Annotated in this window: 20 protein-coding genes; 1 reads left to right on the top strand and 19 read right to left on the bottom strand. The window is 60.3% G+C overall.

Annotated elements, in window-relative coordinates; genetic code table 11:
• Positions 1-2 precede the first annotated feature (2 nt).
• From ACIOJF_RS03815 to ACIOJF_RS03770, 10 genes are all read right to left on the bottom strand, one after another.
• Complete coding sequence (locus tag ACIOJF_RS03815; protein WP_402741256.1) at positions 3-980, bottom strand: hypothetical protein; 978 nt, start codon at positions 978-980, stop codon at positions 3-5.
• Positions 981-1,112: 132 nt separating this feature from the next.
• Positions 1,113-1,868, bottom strand: coding sequence for a hypothetical protein (locus ACIOJF_RS03810; protein WP_402741255.1), 756 nt, complete (start codon positions 1,866-1,868; stop codon positions 1,113-1,115).
• Positions 1,861-5,040 carry a phage tail tape measure protein gene (locus ACIOJF_RS03805; RefSeq protein WP_402741254.1) on the bottom strand — a complete coding sequence of 1,060 codons (3,180 nt, stop codon included), beginning with the start codon at positions 5,038-5,040 and terminating at the stop codon, positions 1,861-1,863. Before ACIOJF_RS03805 ends, ACIOJF_RS03810 begins: the two co-directional genes overlap by 8 nt.
• 23 nt (positions 5,041-5,063) lie before the next feature.
• Entirely contained in the window at positions 5,064-5,372 is a 309-nt protein-coding gene (locus tag ACIOJF_RS03800; RefSeq protein WP_402741253.1) for a hypothetical protein, read from the bottom strand.
• 41 nt (positions 5,373-5,413) lie between these two features.
• Positions 5,414-6,067 (bottom strand): hypothetical protein, encoded by a 654-nt coding sequence (locus ACIOJF_RS03795; protein ID WP_402741252.1) that lies wholly within the window; start codon positions 6,065-6,067, stop codon positions 5,414-5,416.
• 26 nt (positions 6,068-6,093) lie between these two features.
• Positions 6,094-6,312: a hypothetical protein gene (locus ACIOJF_RS03790; RefSeq protein ID WP_402741251.1), complete on the bottom strand. Its 219-nt coding sequence runs from the start codon at positions 6,310-6,312 to the stop codon at positions 6,094-6,096.
• Between the two features lie 90 nt (positions 6,313-6,402).
• Positions 6,403-6,891, bottom strand: a complete 489-nt coding sequence (locus ACIOJF_RS03785; RefSeq protein WP_402741250.1) for a hypothetical protein — start codon at positions 6,889-6,891, stop codon at positions 6,403-6,405.
• A 32-nt stretch (positions 6,892-6,923) separates the two neighbouring features.
• Positions 6,924-7,142 carry a hypothetical protein gene (locus ACIOJF_RS03780; protein ID WP_402741249.1) on the bottom strand — a complete coding sequence of 73 codons (219 nt, stop codon included), beginning with the start codon at positions 7,140-7,142 and terminating at the stop codon, positions 6,924-6,926.
• 11 nt (positions 7,143-7,153) lie between these two features.
• Positions 7,154-7,576 carry a hypothetical protein gene (locus tag ACIOJF_RS03775; protein WP_402741248.1) on the bottom strand — a complete coding sequence of 141 codons (423 nt, stop codon included), beginning with the start codon at positions 7,574-7,576 and terminating at the stop codon, positions 7,154-7,156.
• The gene (locus ACIOJF_RS03770; RefSeq protein ID WP_402741247.1) at positions 7,576-7,941 is read right to left on the bottom strand and encodes an HK97-gp10 family putative phage morphogenesis protein; all 366 of its coding nucleotides are present in this window, start codon (positions 7,939-7,941) and stop codon (positions 7,576-7,578) included. The genes ACIOJF_RS03775 and ACIOJF_RS03770 overlap by 1 nt, the downstream gene beginning before the upstream one ends.
• A 30-nt stretch (positions 7,942-7,971) precedes the next feature.
• Between ACIOJF_RS03770 and ACIOJF_RS03765 the strand changes: the two genes are divergently transcribed.
• Positions 7,972-8,163, top strand: a complete 192-nt coding sequence (locus ACIOJF_RS03765) for a hypothetical protein (RefSeq protein WP_402741246.1) — start codon at positions 7,972-7,974, stop codon at positions 8,161-8,163.
• Here the strand turns inward: ACIOJF_RS03765 and ACIOJF_RS03760 are convergent.
• The 9 genes from ACIOJF_RS03760 to ACIOJF_RS03720 form a co-directional block, all read right to left on the bottom strand.
• Positions 8,160-8,579 (bottom strand): DUF6093 family protein, encoded by a 420-nt coding sequence (locus tag ACIOJF_RS03760; RefSeq protein ID WP_402741245.1) that lies wholly within the window; start codon positions 8,577-8,579, stop codon positions 8,160-8,162. The genes ACIOJF_RS03765 and ACIOJF_RS03760 overlap by 4 nt on opposite strands.
• Positions 8,579-8,962, bottom strand: coding sequence for a hypothetical protein (locus ACIOJF_RS03755; protein WP_402741244.1), 384 nt, complete (start codon positions 8,960-8,962; stop codon positions 8,579-8,581). The genes ACIOJF_RS03760 and ACIOJF_RS03755 overlap by 1 nt, the downstream gene beginning before the upstream one ends.
• A 74-nt stretch (positions 8,963-9,036) precedes the next feature.
• Positions 9,037-10,113 carry a hypothetical protein gene (locus ACIOJF_RS03750; RefSeq protein ID WP_402741243.1) on the bottom strand — a complete coding sequence of 359 codons (1,077 nt, stop codon included), beginning with the start codon at positions 10,111-10,113 and terminating at the stop codon, positions 9,037-9,039.
• 17 nt (positions 10,114-10,130) lie between these two features.
• On the bottom strand, positions 10,131-10,475 hold the full coding sequence (locus tag ACIOJF_RS03745) for a capsid cement protein (RefSeq protein ID WP_402741242.1): 345 nt from the start codon (positions 10,473-10,475) through the stop codon (positions 10,131-10,133).
• Positions 10,476-10,487: 12 nt separating this feature from the next.
• Positions 10,488-11,660 (bottom strand): hypothetical protein, encoded by a 1,173-nt coding sequence (locus ACIOJF_RS03740; protein ID WP_402741241.1) that lies wholly within the window; start codon positions 11,658-11,660, stop codon positions 10,488-10,490.
• 170 nt (positions 11,661-11,830) lie between these two features.
• A complete protein-coding gene (locus ACIOJF_RS03735; protein ID WP_402741240.1) occupies positions 11,831-12,883 on the bottom strand; it encodes a phage minor head protein in 1,053 nt (350 codons plus the stop codon).
• Between the two features lie 12 nt (positions 12,884-12,895).
• Positions 12,896-14,428, bottom strand: coding sequence for a hypothetical protein (locus tag ACIOJF_RS03730; protein WP_402741379.1), 1,533 nt, complete (start codon positions 14,426-14,428; stop codon positions 12,896-12,898).
• A 15-nt stretch (positions 14,429-14,443) separates the two neighbouring features.
• Positions 14,444-15,970, bottom strand: coding sequence for a phage terminase large subunit (terL, locus tag ACIOJF_RS03725; protein WP_402741239.1), 1,527 nt, complete (start codon positions 15,968-15,970; stop codon positions 14,444-14,446).
• Positions 15,971-16,718: 748 nt separating this feature from the next.
• A complete protein-coding gene (locus tag ACIOJF_RS03720) occupies positions 16,719-17,300 on the bottom strand; it encodes a hypothetical protein (RefSeq protein WP_402741238.1) in 582 nt (193 codons plus the stop codon).
• Positions 17,301-17,493: the final 193 nt, after the last annotated feature.

The following is a 17,493-nucleotide window of genomic DNA, read 5'->3' as shown; positions in this document are numbered from 1 at the left end:
TGCTAACCTCCCTTGGGCTGGAACTCGATCTTCACGAACTCACTGTCAATATCCCCGGAGTACTTGAGCACTCGCCATTCACGCCAACCGTCCGTGAAGTACGGGTCACCGCTGATGTACCAGCGGACTATCGTGCCAGGACGCAGCTCCCACAAATTCCCGAGGATTGGGGAATCTAGCTTCAGTTCGAAACCTGCCTGCCGAACAGCACTGTTTGTCGCGACTAGCGCGGACGCCGCTTGGTCGTAGAGTTCGGACCCCTTCTTGATGTTCTTGAACTGCTCCACGCGTTCAAGCGCCGGGTAGTCAGCAATGTTCGCCGACTGCGACTCACGCACCAGCATTCCAGGGCTCTTCGCGGTCTTCTTGCCTGAACCTTCACCGACCGCAAAAATCTGTGTTGCCACGTCGCGAGCACTGGTCTTGATCCACAAACCTCGCGCCGGGGTCTCCGGAGCCGAGAAGTTCACCTCGATAGTGTTCAGCGAGAGATCGCCGGTGCGCAGCGTGAAGCGGATGCCTCCGGTGCCGTCCCATTCGGGCCGGAAGTCGATATCAGGCCCATCGGAGAGGTCCATGATTTCTTCCATGGCACTTAGCGCGGTGTCCATGTTGTACCCGTTGTAGGTGCGGGAACGGCCACCTGTGTAGTCGTCCTCGTAAACCATCGGCACACCACGGCCGGACCCGGCTACGGCTAATTGGATGATCCGCTTCACGATGGTGTCGTACTCCAACCCGGAATAAGTCTTCTCCCAGTTCACGATGTTCTCGTCACGAATCTCGCTGATCAGACGTGCATCCCAGAGCGACCAAATATCTTCGTGAGTCAGGTCCAGCTTCAATGAGTCACGGTCATAGTCCGCTTCCCAGATGATTCCCGCGTAGACCACGACGTTCTCGTAATCCACGACGATGGCACGCTGCCCCGGGTAGGAATCGTTTAACCCGGCGACAGCTGCCACGTCAGGATCGGACAAGACCAGCGATGTTTTGCCGCCGAAACTATGATTGAAACCCCGTTCCCACGGTGAAGACCCCGGTTTCAGTTCGACCCGGTCAGCCCACGTCTTGGAGGAAACGCTCCACACTCGGTAACCCAAGCTGGCCTCCTAAATGTAAGTGTCGGAATAGCGGACGGTGATCGATCCGTATGATCCGGAGCCGGTGCTGATCGACATGTTCTGTGGCATTCCCGGGTTGATGGGCGAAAAGTTCGCCGTACTAAGCCCACCCGTCACAACCGAACCCCCGACCCGGAGGATGCCCGTCCTGAAATCAATCTCATGCGGGCTAGATGAAGCAATTGCACGTGTAACGACCACCTGCCGGCCATTCAGCGTGAGCGTGTAACCGCTGGACGAAGACGCTGAAACCGTCACCACAGGCCATGCAGAAACCGTCCCACGATGAAACAAAGAAGCCGCATCAGTCGTGTTCCCAGTGACCGCATACGACTCGCCATACTTGAACGGGTCGATCGCCTCCAACGGGATCTGGAACTGCAGGAAGTTACCCGTTACCGCCGTCAGGTCTGGGGAGTCGCGTGGGTCAACTGTGGCCCACTGCGTGGGGCCGTGACCTTCAACTAGCAGTTTCACTCCCCCGCGGTGGCCGAGGGCATTGAGCATGTCCTCGGCCTGGTGCAGGTAGTCGTGGTTCTTCGTGAACAACCTGCCGTTGATGGTGATCAGTCGGTTCTCGTAGAACACCGGTGTTTTGAAGCTGCCGTCACCGCTGGTGCGCGACTCCCGGTTGCGTTTCACTGGTGGACGCTGGTTCCATCCCGGCAGGCTGTTGATCTTCCAAATGCCGTCGCGAGTCACTCCGGAGAGCGGGAATCCATCTAATGTGACTAACTCACCCAATTCGCATCCCTACTCTCGCTAGTTTGCTGGTGATCCGATCTTCCACAGCCTGAGCTGCACGCATCGCATCACCGGCACCGTTGACGTTGATGTCGCCGATGTTGATGACGGTGCCGCCGGACCCGGCCCCCATTGAAGCCAATGAGCCTGCACGTCCCCCGCCGGCGAAGCTGGCGAGGTGCTGTACCGATGGGTCGTCGGCGTTGATTGCGCCAAGCACACGGTTGTACTTGTTGGCTGACGATTTGCGGATGATCCACTCTTCGTCGTCCACGTTGGCAATCGGGCGGCCTTCGGATGTGACTCCGAGGATCATGTCCCGTCCTAGGCCGGTACGTGGGAGTTTTCCGCCGTCCTCGTAACCAGGCAAACTGATTTGCCCGCCCCGGTAGTTGCCGGTCAGCCCGCCTGTACCGCCACGATGTACCGCTGATGCTCCCGAATCAGTGAATCGGGTGCTTACTGCGATGGTGGCGAACCGTGTGCGTGCCGCGTTCTTCAGTGCTTCTTCTGCGGCGCCGGTGATTGCTTGCGCGTTGATCTTCGCGACCCGCTTCTTGGCGGCAGTCTCGTCGATCTTCTTGCCGGTTTCGTCGGTTCCGGTTTCGGACACTTCGATACGCCCATCAGGCAGTTCGGTAAGGATGTACCCGAGGGCTTCCAGCGCGGCCCGTACTTCAGGCGAGTTCTCCGTGATGGTGACGTTGCCGTCCGGAGTGGACTGCACCAGCTCGTGAATCTCAGTGATCTTCCCCGCCAACGAATCGGTGTTGGAGTTGAACTGCACGTACACGCTGCCAGGTATCAGGCCCAGCTGGTCTGCGTAGGCTGCAGCTGCTTCCTTGCTGTACCCCATCGCAGTTGCCTGCTTGATGAAGTTCTCCCGGCCGTGCGCGATCTCTTCGGACATTTCAGCGGTGGTCGCACCGGCTTCACGCATCGGGTCAATGACCGCGAGCGTGCTGGATGCGATAGCGTCGAGCGCTGACGAACTTGCAAGGTACTTCTCTGAGGTCCGGTCGAATGCTTCACCGTTCTTGTCGACAACCTCACCGTTTTCCTTGATGGTCTTCGTTGCCGAGTTGATCGATTCCTGCAGTCGCCGGATCGCCTCGTTCTCACCAATGATGACCATTCCGGAGTTGACCAGCGAGTCGTACCATTCATCAACAGCATCGGCGGCTTCCTTTGCCGCCTTGGCCGCGTTCTCATAGGCCGTAGCTGTCCCATCAGCACCCTTGGCAGCGTTCTTCGACTCTGCGTCAGCCAGGCGCAATGCGGACGCATACTGAGGGAATATCTCAGCAAGCTTCTCCACCGGAACGCCAGCTTCTTCAGCCTTCGCGGCCAGAGTCTCGTAGGTATCCGCTGCCTGTTCCGTGTTGCCAGACTTCACCATTCCGGTCAGGACGGAATCCAGCTGTTCGAAATTCTTGGTAACGAATTCCATGTTGCTGGATCCGCGGGAACCGAGTGTCAAAATCTTCGATAGCGTCTGGTCGATGTTGTCGCTGATTGACGGGTCGCCGATGATCTTGAACGCGTCCCCGATGCCGCCAACGTCCAGCCCGTTGAAGAAGTTGCCCTTGCCAGTGAATATTTCGTCGAGCTGGGCGCCTGCATCACCAGTGCCGAGAAGCATGGCGTTCAGGTTGTCGAGGTTTGCGAGGTCGCCGGAGGAAACCATCGATCCGATGATTGGCCCCACAGTGGCTAGCGCCATCAGCCCAGACGCGGCGGTCGCAGCCGCCTTGCCAACCTTGCGAGTGCGGGATTCAAGCTGAGTCATCGGGCCTTCTGCGCGCTGCGTGGCAGCGCGTAAGTCCCTAAGCCCAGTGATAGTGGAGACGATGTTTGGTGCGAGCTTCATGAACGCTCCCGCAACCAGCGCGCCAACACCGATGAATCCGGTGAGTACGGTCAGCGCAGTCTGTGCTGGTTCCGGCAGGTCCGTGTACCATCCAACGAGATCCGCGATGCCTTCTGCCAGTCCTGCGATGACAGGTAGCAGGGCGGCTCCCGCATCGATGCCTGCGTCCTTGATGTTGTTCCAAGCGACTTTGACCTTGGATTCAGCGGTGGCGTAGCGTTGTGCTGCTTCGTCGGCCAACGCCGAGTTTTCCTCCCACGCCTTGGCACCGAGCTCCAAGGATTCGGTGAGCAGGTCGCCGGAGTTGGCGAGGGCCAGCATGACCTGCATTTCCTCGGTGCCCTTGATGCCCATGTCCTTCAACGTGGCGGTCAGGTTTCCGCCGGCGTCGTTGGTGCGGGCGATGCCCTCGGAGACGTCCTGCAGGGCTTCCATTGGGGAGCTGCTGAACTTTGAAGCGAATTCTTCCGCGGAGGTGCCTGCTACGCCGGCGAATGCTTCGAGGGATTCTCCGCTTTCGTCGACTGCGGTGCGCATCTTCAGCAGGACACGGGTGGCGACACCGCCACCGAGCTCTGAGCGCACACCCATGGATGCCAGGGTGTTAGACAGGGCCAGCACGTCAGCTTCGGAAGCGCCCAGCGATGCGGCGGCGCCAGCGATGCGTTGGGCCATGGACAGGATCTCGGCTTCAGTGGATGCGCCATCGTTACCCAGTGCTACCAGTGCGGAGCCGAAGCGTTCCACGCCTTGCGCACCTTCGCGTTCCATGGTGCCCATGACGTTCGAGATCTGCGCAATGTTCGTGGCAGCCTCTTCCGCGGTCAGGTTGGTGGTTTCGCCGAGGTCGATCATGGTGGCGGTGAAGCCTAGAACATCGTCGCGGGCTACGCCCAGCTGGCCGGCGGCCTCGGCCACACCAGCGATTTCAGCGTGCGTTGACGGTAGTTCCTTGGCTAGGTCGCGTAGACCGTCGGAGAGCTCCGCGTACCCTTCTTCGGTGTCGTCGATGGTCTTTCGGACACCAGCGAATTGCGACTGCCAGTCCATGGCTGCTTTGGCTGAAAGGACTAGCCCGCCGGTGATGGCGGTGCCAGCGCCGACCATGGTGTTGGCGACTTGGCCCCACGCTTTTTCGTGCTGGTTCGCAACATCGGCCAGGTGGCCTATGCCGGACTGGGACTGAGTGCCCGCGTCTTCGGTCTTTTTGGCGGTTTCCTTGGCTTTTGCGGAAACCCGGTCCATGTCCTTGATGAACGCACCGATTTCGGCGCTAACAAGAACTCTCAGCTTTTTGTCCACCGCTGGGCACCGCCTTTATTTAGTTATCCGTCAAGATGGGTGTCTTTCAGGTGGAGTTTCTGGCCCGGCCATGTGGTGCGGTTCTTGTTGGACGTGAACGTTTCCAACGCTTCGCAGCCGTGGCACATGGTGTCGTCGTGCACTTCGAACCGTCCGACGTTGTCGTCGCCGCGGGTGATGTGCGCGGGTAGGCCGCAGCCGGAGCAGATCGTTTTCAGGTATTTCGTGTATGCGATCTGCATGATTTTGTCTTGGTCGCAGTACGTCCCGTCGTCTTCCCGTACGCCCAGGAGCACGGTGACGGGGATGCGGCAGTCCCGCGCTGTTTCCACCAGGTCGAGCAGGTGGGCCCAGCGCGGGGTTCCGAGGGCTTCTACGATTTTGGGACGGTCACCTCAGGGATGTCCTGGGTGGCGCGTGCGTTCGCATCGGATAGCAACCGCATTTGTGCTTCGCCGAGCTTCTCGTAGAGGGTGCGAGTCTGCTCTAGGGTGAGGTCGACCAGCTTGCCGTTGTTCATGAGTGTGGTGGATGCTGCGATGATGCGGAGCCGAGATTCACGCTCAATGAATTTGCGGGTGAACTCGTTGACGTTCAATCGAACTAGGGCGTTTACGTCCGCCGGGGTCTTCACTTCCATGCGGGCCGCAGTCTTGCGCGCTTCGTTCTTGCCTAGCTCAGCCTGCTTGTCGATTTCCTCGGAGCACTCGGTGAGGACGGTTTCGCGGATGCCAGCGATTTCAGCGTCGGTGAGTGAGGTGACGCGGAAGATCCTCTTCGAGGCATGGATCCGAATTTTCAGTTCGTCGATTTCAGCATCGAGTCCGGCGTTCGGGTTGATGTTCCCGCCGAGGGCTTCGTCGCCCTCGGGTACCTCTTCGACTGGGACTTTCTGCGCTTCGAGTGCGTCGATCTCAGCGATCAGATCGAAGCGGTTGTACAGGTTGACGTTGTGCACGGTTCGTTCGCCCATGGCCAGCCACTCGTCGAGGTCTAGCTCGCTGTTTGGTTCAATGTTTTCGGACATGATGATTGACTCCTAAAGGATGGGTGTTACTTGACTTGCAGGGTGTAGCATCGGCGGTCGAAGCCTTCGAATGCCTCATTTAGGATCCGGGCTCCGTTCTCGTCGCGCACGTATTCAATGACACGGACACGATCTGCTGTCATGTTGATTGACACCGTGTTTTCGGGCTTCAGCCCCAACGCTTCAACAGCTGCTTCCAGCTGGTCGCGGGATACGGTGCCCTTGTAGTGGCGGTTCTCAGCCATGGTTGACTCCTAATGTTTGTGGTGACCCCAGCAGGTTTAGAGTCCGGGCAGGAGCGGGAGTCAAGCACCCCTACCCGGACTGGTCTTTGGTTACGCTGCAGCGACCACGGCGCGAGGCGCGAAGGACTGCGGAGCGAACGACTGGTTGAACTTCTCGTACCCGGCGGTCGCCGGCGACAAGGTGCGTGGCGACAAGGTCAGGACCTCCATCACGGCGACTTCATCACCTGTGGCCAGTGGCACCTCTGATGGGTCTTCACCGTCAGCGACCTGGCCGATACGCTCCACGAGGTACCCGCCGATGCCCTTGTCGGTGAACGTAGTCCACGCAACGTCTTCGACAGCGTCCTTGAAGCGGAACATGTCGAAGCCAGCCTCGACGGTGTCCATGCCCGGGGCGCCGGCTTCGATGGAGTCACACGGCGACGGGTCGGTAATCACGGCGGTGCCGGTGATGCCGAACTGGTAGTTAGCTACGGTCACGAGGCACGTCAGCTGGATGCCAGCCGCGACCTCGGCGACCGTTGGTGCGTTCTTGTTAGCGATGGTTGGTACCCACCACAGGGCGCGGTTTTTCATGTTGAGCATCTTTGGACCCTTGGCGGCCATAGCTACTTACCTTCTTTCGAGGATGGGACTGGTGCGAGGTTTGGGAAGCGTCCGTCGAGCCAGGTTTCTGGTACTGGGCGGCGCACTACCTGCTTGGTGCTGGTGTCGTACACCTTGACCTTCTTGCGCGGGTCGTAGACACGGTCTGGTCGTGCTGGTTCAGTGATCCGGGCTACCACCGCGGGGGTGGCTGGCTCGGTGACCTGTTTAGGGGTTGCCACGGTGGGCCTCCTTAGTTGGTGGTGAGCCGCCACGAGAGCGGCAGGAAAAACCGGGCTGGGGTTGCCTGGTCGTCTTTGAGGGGAACGGCAACACGGAATCCGTCATCGTCTGGTTTGAGCCAGTGATTGCCGATACGCGTGTTGGTGAGAGCTGATTTCACGAGTTCGGCGCAAGAGCGGGCATGCCCCGGCGTTGGTCCGACACAGTTGGTCTGTGGTGCCCAGTCATGCACAAGGGTGTCCGTCATGCCGGTCAGATCGGCGTCGCCTATGTCAGCTGTGATACCGGTGAAGAACAGCACGTATGGGAGGACGTACCCTGCAGGGTCGGTGGGGATCTTGCTGGGCGCATACCCGTCGTATACACGGCCACCGAGCGCGGTGATGGCTTTCAGCTTTGCATCGAGCTCTGCCGTGAATTGTGTAGCGTCCATCAGCTCCCCATTGCCTTGTCGATGATTTGTGCCATCGCCTGCTCGAACGCGTCAGCATGCTTGTCCGCGGCTGGTCGCATGAACGGTTGAGGGGCCATGCGGCTGGTACCGAATTCGAGGTACGGACTGTAACTTGCGGATGCCACGACTTCAGCGGACGGTGATTCCTGGCTGACATTGCGCAGGTCAGTGGTTTTGATTCCAGAGCGGAGGAAACCGGTGTCCACCGGGGCCAAAGTCTTGGCTGTGCTCTCGATGTCTTTCGCGGTTTTCTTGACCACGGTCTTCGCCAGCTGGCCGACCACCTTGGGAACGTCGCCGAGTTCCACGCTCAGGTTGCGTAACTCTGAAGCATCAAAGGTCATAAGGTTGCCCCCGTTCGGTAGGCTTCGGGCATGAATGAAAAACCAATCAAGCCCGTGAAGTTGACTCGTGCTGCCCTGTTTTTTGCTGTGCTCGCCGTGCTCGGATTCATTGCAGGGAGCGCCGCACCTATCTGGTCGATATTCGGTGGCGTGTTCGCTGCCATCGCGGTGCTGATTTTCGTGCTGTGGTGGATCAACAAGCGCAACGGGCGTGACGTCTAAGGGTTCTGCTGGGTTTGGTTTTCCCATGCGATGAAGTCGTGCGCCCAAAGTTCTGACCCGGTCATGCGCTGTTTCAGCATGTATTCGGTGCCGTTGCTGGTGACCAGGTCGCCGCGCTCCCCCACATGAAGTTCAGGTAGTGGGTTCAAGTCCAGGTATGGGAGTTGGATCAGGTACTGGCGTGATTCCGTTGGCTGGCCGGCGAGGTCGGCCGCTTGTTCACGTTTGAGCTCTTGGATGCGGGCCTTGCCTGCCCATATGAGCGTGCGCCCTGTCCAACCCTCTGGGAGTGGGAATGGTGCCGGGCCGTCGGTGACTCGTTCGATGACGCAGTCAGCGGTCATGCCACCAGCAGCGACCGGCCGGTGATGATCGGACCATCCGTCGGGAATGATTTTGGTTCCGGGGAACGGCATCAGAAGACCCTCCATTCCTCAGCCTCAAGCCGACCGTAGCCGGTATCGATGATTTCGAACGTTCCACCCAGCTCTGGGTCCAGTTCGTCGGCTTTGCCGCGCAGCTGTTCAGCTTGCTTGCGTAGCGTCTCGGCGACCTTGGCGCCGTCGGTGGACAAGTCCTGTGTGCGGATGACCTTGGATGTGAGCACTTCGGACACTGCGATTGCGTCGAGCGTGTCAGCAGCTGCCCGGTAGATGCCTGGCTTGTAGCCGGTGTCCCAGTCGTTGAGCTCTAGGTACGTGGTCAGCTGTTCATCGGTGAAGATCTGGTTGGCCGGGTCGAGGTCGGCTATGAGGGCACGGACTTGCCCGAGCTGCTTTTCCTGCTCTGCAGGTTCCATGAGTGCCCCCTTCAAAGTGTTTGGAAACAGCTGAGGGCACCACCAGTCGGTGATGCCCTTCAGCTGGTGCTGGGCTAAGCGCCCTTGGACGCGTAAACGCCGGTGGTGAAGCCCTTGTCGATGCCATAGACATCGCGGCCACGGAACCAGATGCCGTCATCTGGGAACGAACCAGCGTCGAATGGAACAGCGCCACCGCCAACGCGGTTGCCCTGATCATTCTTGACGCGGATGTCCACTGCTTCCTCGCCCGAGAGCAGGGTGCGGATGATTGCAGGCAGGTCCGAGGAACCTGCAGGAACCAGCGCCCAGCCGGTGGACTGCGCAGCGCCGAGGCGCTTGCCAACGGCACGCGATTCCAGCGGGGTAACTACGCCCTTGAAGGGGTTCTGCACGCGGGTCTTCGAGGTCTTCGACCCGTCAGTTACCTGCATTTCCAGTTCGTACGCATTCAGGACGCGCAGAACTTCGGAGCGCAGACCAGACGAGTGAATCAACACGAGGTTGGACACGTCTACGAGGTCGCCACGGTGGTCTTCCTTCTGCGCCAAGGTCTTGATCGCAGCATCCAGTGCGTCAGCGCTGAAAGCTGCGGTATCGACGGTGCCGAAGAAGGCGGCGTTCCAGTTCCCTGCAGTTGCGTCCACCAGCAGGTCAGCCACACGGCTGTTCTGCCCCTTGACGGAACCGTCACCCAACTTCGCTGGGAAGTTGGCCAAGGCGGTGAAGTTGCGGGAGCGGTAAAGCTCCCACGACAGGCCGTAGGCCTTACCGTGCTTCTGGTTGCCGTGGGTCAGTTCGGTTTCGTTCAGCGAACCAGCCTTGTACTCTTCGAGTTCCTTCACGGTCTCGAATTCGTCGCCGCCCCACAGGTCGATCAGCTTGTGACGATTGAAGTCGTCAACAGTGACGCTGGTGAGGATCGGCTCGAATTCCTTGACCGCGGCCTTCTGCGCGGCAACAGCCTTCTTGGTGAAAGCGTCACTGAGCAGGACAGGGAAGTCCGAAGTGGTGAATGCTTCGAGCAGGCGCGCCTGAGCGAATGGATCCGCGCCGGTGCGACCTACACCGAACAGCTTGGCGGCTTCGTGTACGCGCTCTTCGTGAGAGGATGCGCGGCGGAAGCCTTCCTGTGCAATTTCGTGAGTCATGGTGTTGACTTCCTTTCTTAGGCGGTTGCGCCAGCGGTGTAGCCGAGCGGCACGACCTCAACGGGTGCGGTGCCGGTGGTCTTCGTTGCGAGCGCTACGCCCCAGGGGGTGTTACCGGTCGCGGTAGCGGTCAGGGTGCCAGACGCATTGATGTAGACCGGAAGGCCCTCAGATGCGAGCGCGCCAGCTACTGGCACGTCCCACGAGCCGTCCAACCAGATGGTGACCTTTTCGCCGCTCTGCGCGTCGATCTGGGCTACGCCGCTGATCTGTCCGACCTGTACTGGGTCACCGGACTTGATATCGCGGGGCGCGGTGACGGTGATGTGTAGTGCGTTGGTGTAACGCTGGTTCTTTGCCACTGTGTTGCCTCCTTAGAGTGCGTTGATGATGTCTTCGTCGGAGACAGCGGTCTTCGACTCGGTGACGGTGGTGGTGCCGAGGCCTCGTGGCTGTCCTGCGCCCTGGTCGGCTTCGGTCTTGGCTGCCGCTTCGGTGACTTCGGTGCGGAACTTGTCTGCGTCGAAGTCCTCCGGGGTGGCTGCGGACTCGGCCAGGCGGGTGTAGAGCGCGGGTGCATCCTCACCGAAAGCTTCAGCGACGATGCGCTTGGCTTCCTTGACGCGGTTGTCCTTGGCTTCGGTTGCGCGGTCGGCGGCTTCCTTGGCTCGTGCGTCCTTTTCGGCCTGCAGTTCTGCTTCCAGCACGGTGGCCCGGCTGGCGGACTCGCGCAGGTCGGCGAGTTCCTTGTCATCAATGGTTGCCATGGTGGCTTCCTCCTGATTTTCGGTTACCCCAGCCGGGACCGGCGGGGAGATTACGGGGTCGTATTCGACCCGGCGGCGAACCTCAACAGGTTCGCCGGAGAGGGTGACGTTGACACCGGTCAGCTCGTAGGCTTGCCGGAAGTACTTGTCACCGATTTCGTAGTAGACGTAGGTTTCGTCGTGGTCAGCCACCCATGCGTAATCGTCGTGTGATCCGCGGATGGTGGCTTGCAACCACATGCGCACGTCGCCGGCGGTGGCTTCGGCAATGATGGACCGGGATTCGATGACCCGAGCTGCTTCGAGGACTTGCTCGATCTTTCCGCCCCGGCCTGCCACGGTCACGAGGTCGGCACGGTTGAACGGGTTCGGAATGATGCGTTCCACGATCTTTTGTCCGGTCTCGTTCACGCTGATTTCGGCGCTGGCGAAGATGCTGGCACCGATGTGTTCGTGGAAGTCGTCAACGAGGTCACGCCAAGCGGAAGCGACTTTTGCTTCTGCCTGCAGGGCTCCGCCTTCGCCGATGTAGGCGTCTTCTTCCAGGACGATTGCGAGGTTCCGGAGGGACCCTTCGGGGCGTTCCATCATTTCGGTGGGGGTGTCGTGGTCGATCATGCCCAAGGTGCCACGAGGGAACGCACGCTCAGCCGCGGCCGTGGCCAGCACCTCTGGGGTGTAGTCGCCGCTGGATCCTTGGCCGGGGCTGATCAGGGTGAGCAGGATGCGCCCCGGGCCGCGCCGGGTTGCGGTGGCCGCTTCACGGATCTTCTTTGGCACGACGGCCTCCTATAATCATGTTCATGGGTTTGGACAACGCGAACGACGCCAAGGGTGAGCCGGGGGCCTGCCCGGGCCATGAATGGCGGGTGGGGAAAGTGTTCCTACGCCCGACGGGTGGTTCGATGTCCGTTGTGTGCAAGTGGTGCGGGACGGTGCAGTATTACCCGTCAACCAGCGACGGAACCTAGAAGGTCCTTGACTGGTGTTTGGATGTAGGAGTCTCGCCAAGCATCGGCCTTGCGGAGGGTTGCGAGGTCTTCCCAGCCAATCTTGCCGTCGTTGAGCAGCTGCAACCGGGTTGGGCCCATGATGGCTACCTGGCTGTCCTCGGTGAGTCCGTCGAACCATTTGCGAGCGTCGGGGAAAGCATCGGATGGTTCTTCAATGTTGAACCCGAGCTCTTTCCACGACTTGGTGACGTCGATGCGTGCGCAGCGCCCATTCTGGTGATCCTCTGGACCGAAGTCATCAACCGGGTACAGGGTGCCGTGCTTGCTTAGGCAGGATGGGCAGGTGCGCCGGTCTAGGGTGCATTGCCATTTCCAGCCGGTCAGCAGGTCTTTGTTCTGCTTCGCGGAAGTGAGCGACCCGTTCCGGTGGGCATCCAGCATTTCTGTGCGTGCGATCCGTGTAGCCCTGGCCAGTCCACCGTTGAAATGACCCTCGGTAGCGCGGATCAGCTTGCGTGCTACCTCGCGGGGGTTGTCCCCCACGACGATGCCGCGGACCAGTTCGTTCCGCATCGCCGTCACAACCCACCCAGCGAGAGGCTGGGTTGCCGAATGAATCTGCTGGGTAGTGCGCAAAACGATTGCGTCCAACGCATCCGGTGCTGGCGCGTCCAAGTTGAAAGCAACACCGGCGCCTTCGGGCGGCAGCTGTGTGCGGAGGATCGCTTCATGCGACTGCACCGCGTCCAGGATCGCGTCAGCGAGACTGTTTTCGATGACTTCGTTGGCGCCCCGGGTGAGTTCGTTCAGTACGGTGCTGGCTTGCCGTAGGGCTGCCTGTAGTTTCCGGTTGCGTGCGACTACTGCACGAGGTATCCGGTCAGGCGCACCCTGCAGCAAGTCAAGCAACGCTTCGTTGAACAACGGTGTGAGCGTATCCCACGCCTCAACCCAAGCCATTGTGAGTGCGACGGCTTGTTCATCGGTCATCCGTTGCAAGCGCCGGCGGGTGTCGGCGGCTATCAGCAGGGTTTCATCTGTGACAGCCACCAACATCACCACCTATTCTTGTCCAGCCCGGTACGCGTCAGCCGCGGCCTGCCCGGCTACCACGAGCGGGTCGAGGAAGTTGCCTTCATCATCGGTCAGCTCTTCCAGCCACTCGTCAACGTCACGCACACCCAGGGCACGCATGATCATCTCAGCCAAAAGCAACGGTGGGATGTGGCCGTCGGCCTTCTCCAAAGCGTCCATCATGGTCTTCGGGTCCACCTTGGTGATGTCCGGGAACGCGATAGTGAGCGTCCGGTCATCCTCATTGGTGAGCACCGTTTGGAGCCGGTCGCCGTCTCGCACCGTTTTGCCTTGGCCACGCAGCACACCACGCGGGGCAATGACAGCCTGGTCGATGACGTAGCCGAGGATCTGCCGGCGCGCTTCACGCCAAACCTCCTGGCGACCTTGCATCGTCAGGGTGGTTGGGAAGTCCAGTGTTTCCGCGACAGCGCGTGCGCCGGTCTGGCCGGGATCCGCGAGCAACATGGTCACTGGGATACCCAACGCGGTAGCGACCATGGCTGCCAACGGCTTCGCTGAGTCGCTGTCGATGGTGGCGCCTGTCTTCGGCACCGCTTCAAGCTTCGAATCGTCAGTAGCGTTCACGCCACCGCCTGGCGCCATGCTCTCGATCTTCTGCAGCTCACGACGACCTGTCGCCGCGGTACGCTTTCCGCTCTTGCCGACGCGCTGCCAAACGATCTTGGACAGCGCGTTCATCATGATCGCCCACGCTTCAAGGAATTCCTTGTATCCACGAGCCCACGGCAGGGCGGCGAAAGCGTCGCCGATACCGTATTGCCAGCCGGTGAGGGCGTTGACCTTGATGTGGTAGATCGGTGCATCCCAGATGATGTCGTGGCCGACACTGTTCGGGGTGGCCCCGTATCGGCGTTGGCGCATCTGAGGGCGGTAATCGTACCGAGGATGGTACGTCGTGACCTCTTGCTCGCGGCCAGATGCGTCGCGCCGATTCCAGACCCGCTTGTAGTAGCGGACAGACAGGGAGTCTTCCGGGTCGGTGATCTGCTCTTGGATTTCCTCGAACGGGATCACCCGGGGCTTCACACGTCCGGTGAGCGGGTTGGTGAACAGGGCGAAGAACACGTTGCCATCAGTGCCCAAAGCGAGTTCGTTGCGTGCCTGCGCTTCGGAGCCTGCGAACACCTCACGTACTTCCGGGTCATCCAACCAAGTCTGAACGAGGTCGTTGACGCGTTCACCGGTGGCTGTGGTTCCAACTCCCTGCCCGAACACGTAGGCTGCACGCAGTTCCAGGCCGCGCTTGATCAGCGGGTTAGCGATCGCATACACACGGCACAGCTCAGCGTTGCGCCGGCGTGCCTCCGGTGTGAGTTCGCGTTGCCCGTCCTGCAGGATCCGTTCCCAACCAGCATCCTCACGGGCCAATGACAGCTGGGCCATGGACTCGGTCAAAGTTTCCAGCTTGTGCTCCAGCGAGGACACGGTGCCTACTGGGACGCGCTCGGTTGTGTCAGCTTCGGCTAGTGGCGCCCAATCTTTGAGGTTCAGATCCACACGGCACCACCATTCCTAGTAGGGCGACAGATAGTATCCGTCGGTTTCGAGTTGGTCATATTCATCCGGCTGCACAATGTCATCCCCTTGACCGTCAATGCGGTGCAGGAGCAACTGATTCACTGCTTGGGACATGGTGTCCAGCTGGTCATCGTTTGCGCCTGCAGGGAAGGACAGTGCTTCTTGGGTGAAGTGTTCCACCCAGGGGCAGAGCGTCGTGGATGGCAGGACGATGTTCTTGGAGAACGCCAACGGGCTAACGGCTGACACGCGAGCGTATTTCGAGCCGACTGGTTCGACTGGGATCAGCCCGATGACTTTCTTCTGCAGAGCGTTCATGACCGCGGGGCCGTTGGCTTTGTCTTCAACGAGTTTGGCGGTTGCTTCCGGCCACTTTGCTGTCATGGTTTCGATCGCGTCGCACGTCTCGTTGAAGTTCATCCGCCGGCGGACTTGGTCGAGCAGGTAGGCGACGTTTCCGACGCGTAACCAGACTTGTCCGACTACGTAGTCGCTGGTGTTCTCGCCCTTGAACGCGAGGTCCCAGGACTGTATGAGTTCGTGGTCATCGCGGTCGATGCCGGGCACGGTGTGCCGTCCGTCAGCGTGTTCGATCCACATAGGTTGGTCGTAGCGGGCCCACTCTGTTGGGAGTACGCCGCCGTCGTCCAAGGTCGGATTGCCCTGGTACAGGGATTGCCACACCTTGGGGCCGACAGACACTTTGATCTGCTCCCACTGGTGCGGGGTACGCTGGCGGGCTGATTCGAGCCATTCGCCGGGTTTACGGTCGAGGGGGTCGTTTTCCACGGCTTCGGCGGGGATGTTGAGTACGGTCCAGCGGTCAGCGTCTTCACCGGCGAGCAGGCGGCCGGCTAGGTCGTCAGCGTGCCAGCGAGTCAGTACCAGGATCACGGGTGCGCCGGGGGCGAGTCGGGTGATGCCGACGGACTGCCAGAATCCCCACGCTTGCTCACGATAGGTTTTCGAGTACGCCTGTTCAAGGTTGCTGATGGGGTCGTCAATGAACAAAGCATCGACGGCTCGACCTGTTAGGCCGCCGCGGATACCGACTGAGCGGACGCCACCCTTTTTCCCGTCCAGTTTCCAGCGTCGCGCAGCACCGTTGTCTTTGGCGACGCGCAGGCCGAGGTCGAGGGTTTCGTCATCACCGTCATTGGATGCGATGTGATTACGGATGTTCCTGCCGAACTCGTCAGCTAAATCTTGGGCGTAGGAGACGATGGCGATGCGACGGTCAGGGTTGCGGGTGAGGAACCAGAGCGGCCCGATCGTCGTGACGCGGGTGCTCTTGCCTTCCTGGGGCGGCAGGTTGATGATCAGCCGGTCAATCTCCCCCGCTTCGACCTTCACCAGGTACTCGTCAATCAGGTCAAGTGCCGAGGTTTGCAACGTGGTCGGCTCGATCGCTTTCGCGAGAGCTCCGGGAGTCGCCCAATCATGCTCTGGTATCTCGAAGGCTCGGGCCGCGTACTCCGCCCAATCGAATGCGGCGGACACGGCAGCACCTCCAAGAAACACTTACCTTCTACGGGCAATCCGGCTTATAATCATCTGGACGACATCGACCCGAACGCCTGAGGCAAGTACGGTTCGTTTGCAAGCCTCTGGTGTCTACGGACACTACGCCCAAAGGTCATCGAGCCACCGGTGAATAGCCGGTGGCTTCTAATGTTGTTGACGGCGGCTGGCCTACTCGCATCAATGTTTGGTTAGGGGTCGCGCCGTCAAGTTTGGTGGGGCAGGTTGGCCTTGGGCTGTTGAAGACTAGGTTTCCCTACTCGCAGCCGTCATGGGCGCCTTCACACATTGGTGTGTTTACCCCGAGTTCTCCACCGAGGGTTCGAACCTCGATCTACAGGACCAAAACCTGTCGTGCTGCCAACTACACCAGCGGAGATGGTGGTCCGCTTCAATTCGGCGGGGACCATGCCGACCCGTCCATGGGGTGACGGGATTCTACTGGCCATGAGCAAACCAGTGTCGTGCGCTACTCAGTCGTGAGCTGGTGGGGACATACCCGGTAGCGCTCCCCCGGGCTCGTGTGCCTGGGGGCTATTTGGTTGTGCGTGCTGGTGGTGCCGGTCATGGCAGACTGCTCACGCCATGGGGGTGCGTGGCTCTGCTCTCGGCGTTCTTATTGTCGATAAGTGGTTCCGCCTGCTGCGCAGATCTTCACTGGTCACAGTTCTTCGATCTTGGCTTTTAGCCTAGTGACACTTTGGCCGTTTAGCAACTGCTGATAGCAATTGATGTAACGGGTAGTTGCTTATTTGCGCATAACTATGAGAACGTCCGCGGGACTGTGGCCCTCCTGTCGTGTTTTGAGGTCGCATCGGGGGTGGAGTTTGCCGCGGTGCACCCATTGCCTGGCGGTGGCGTATTTGATTGGGTAGCCGGCATCATTCAAGGCCCGGACGACCACGCTCAGTGGTGCGATGTGGTGCCAGGCTTGGGCGAATCGTTCGGTGATGCGGTCGGTGAGGTCGTGTTCTCGGTGGCATTCTTTGCAGCGTCCGGTGGTGGCTGTTTCGTGGCCTTCAACGGTGCCGGCGCAACGGGTGATGACGTTGGTGGCGTCATCCATGAGCAGTGCGCCGCACTCCCCTAGTGGGCGTTTCTGGATTGGCCGGTCAGCTGCTGAGATGACGCGTCGTTCAAGGTCGCGGAGCTCCTGGTAGATGTCGGCGACGTACTCACGCTGGCGCAGGGTGTGGGCGAGGGCGCGTAGGTATTCGGCGGCGTGGAACGTGCTGGTGAAGATCCGCAAGCGGTCCGGTTCCTCGCGTCCGTTCACCCAGTGGGCCAGCTCGGTGAGTCGACGCTCGTATTCGCCAAGCCGTTCAGCCATGTCCAAGTTCAACGGCGCACCAGGAGCGCTAGTGCCAGCGGACCCGACACGGGGCTGCACACCCTGATTCGCCAACGTCGCCGCAGCGGTCCGCAACGTCGCCGGCACACGATCCAGGACGGCACGGAACCGGGTGTCACAGTGGTTGCACAAGTACAGGCCGGCGGCCGTGGTGTACTCACAAGCTAGGCAA

This window comes from Glutamicibacter sp. NPDC087831, assembly GCF_044742845.1.
In the GTDB taxonomy this organism is placed as follows: Bacteria; Actinomycetota; Actinomycetes; order Actinomycetales; family Micrococcaceae; genus Glutamicibacter.
The sequence above is the reverse complement of the archived record's forward strand: the minus strand, read 5'-3'. Positions and strand labels throughout refer to the sequence as shown.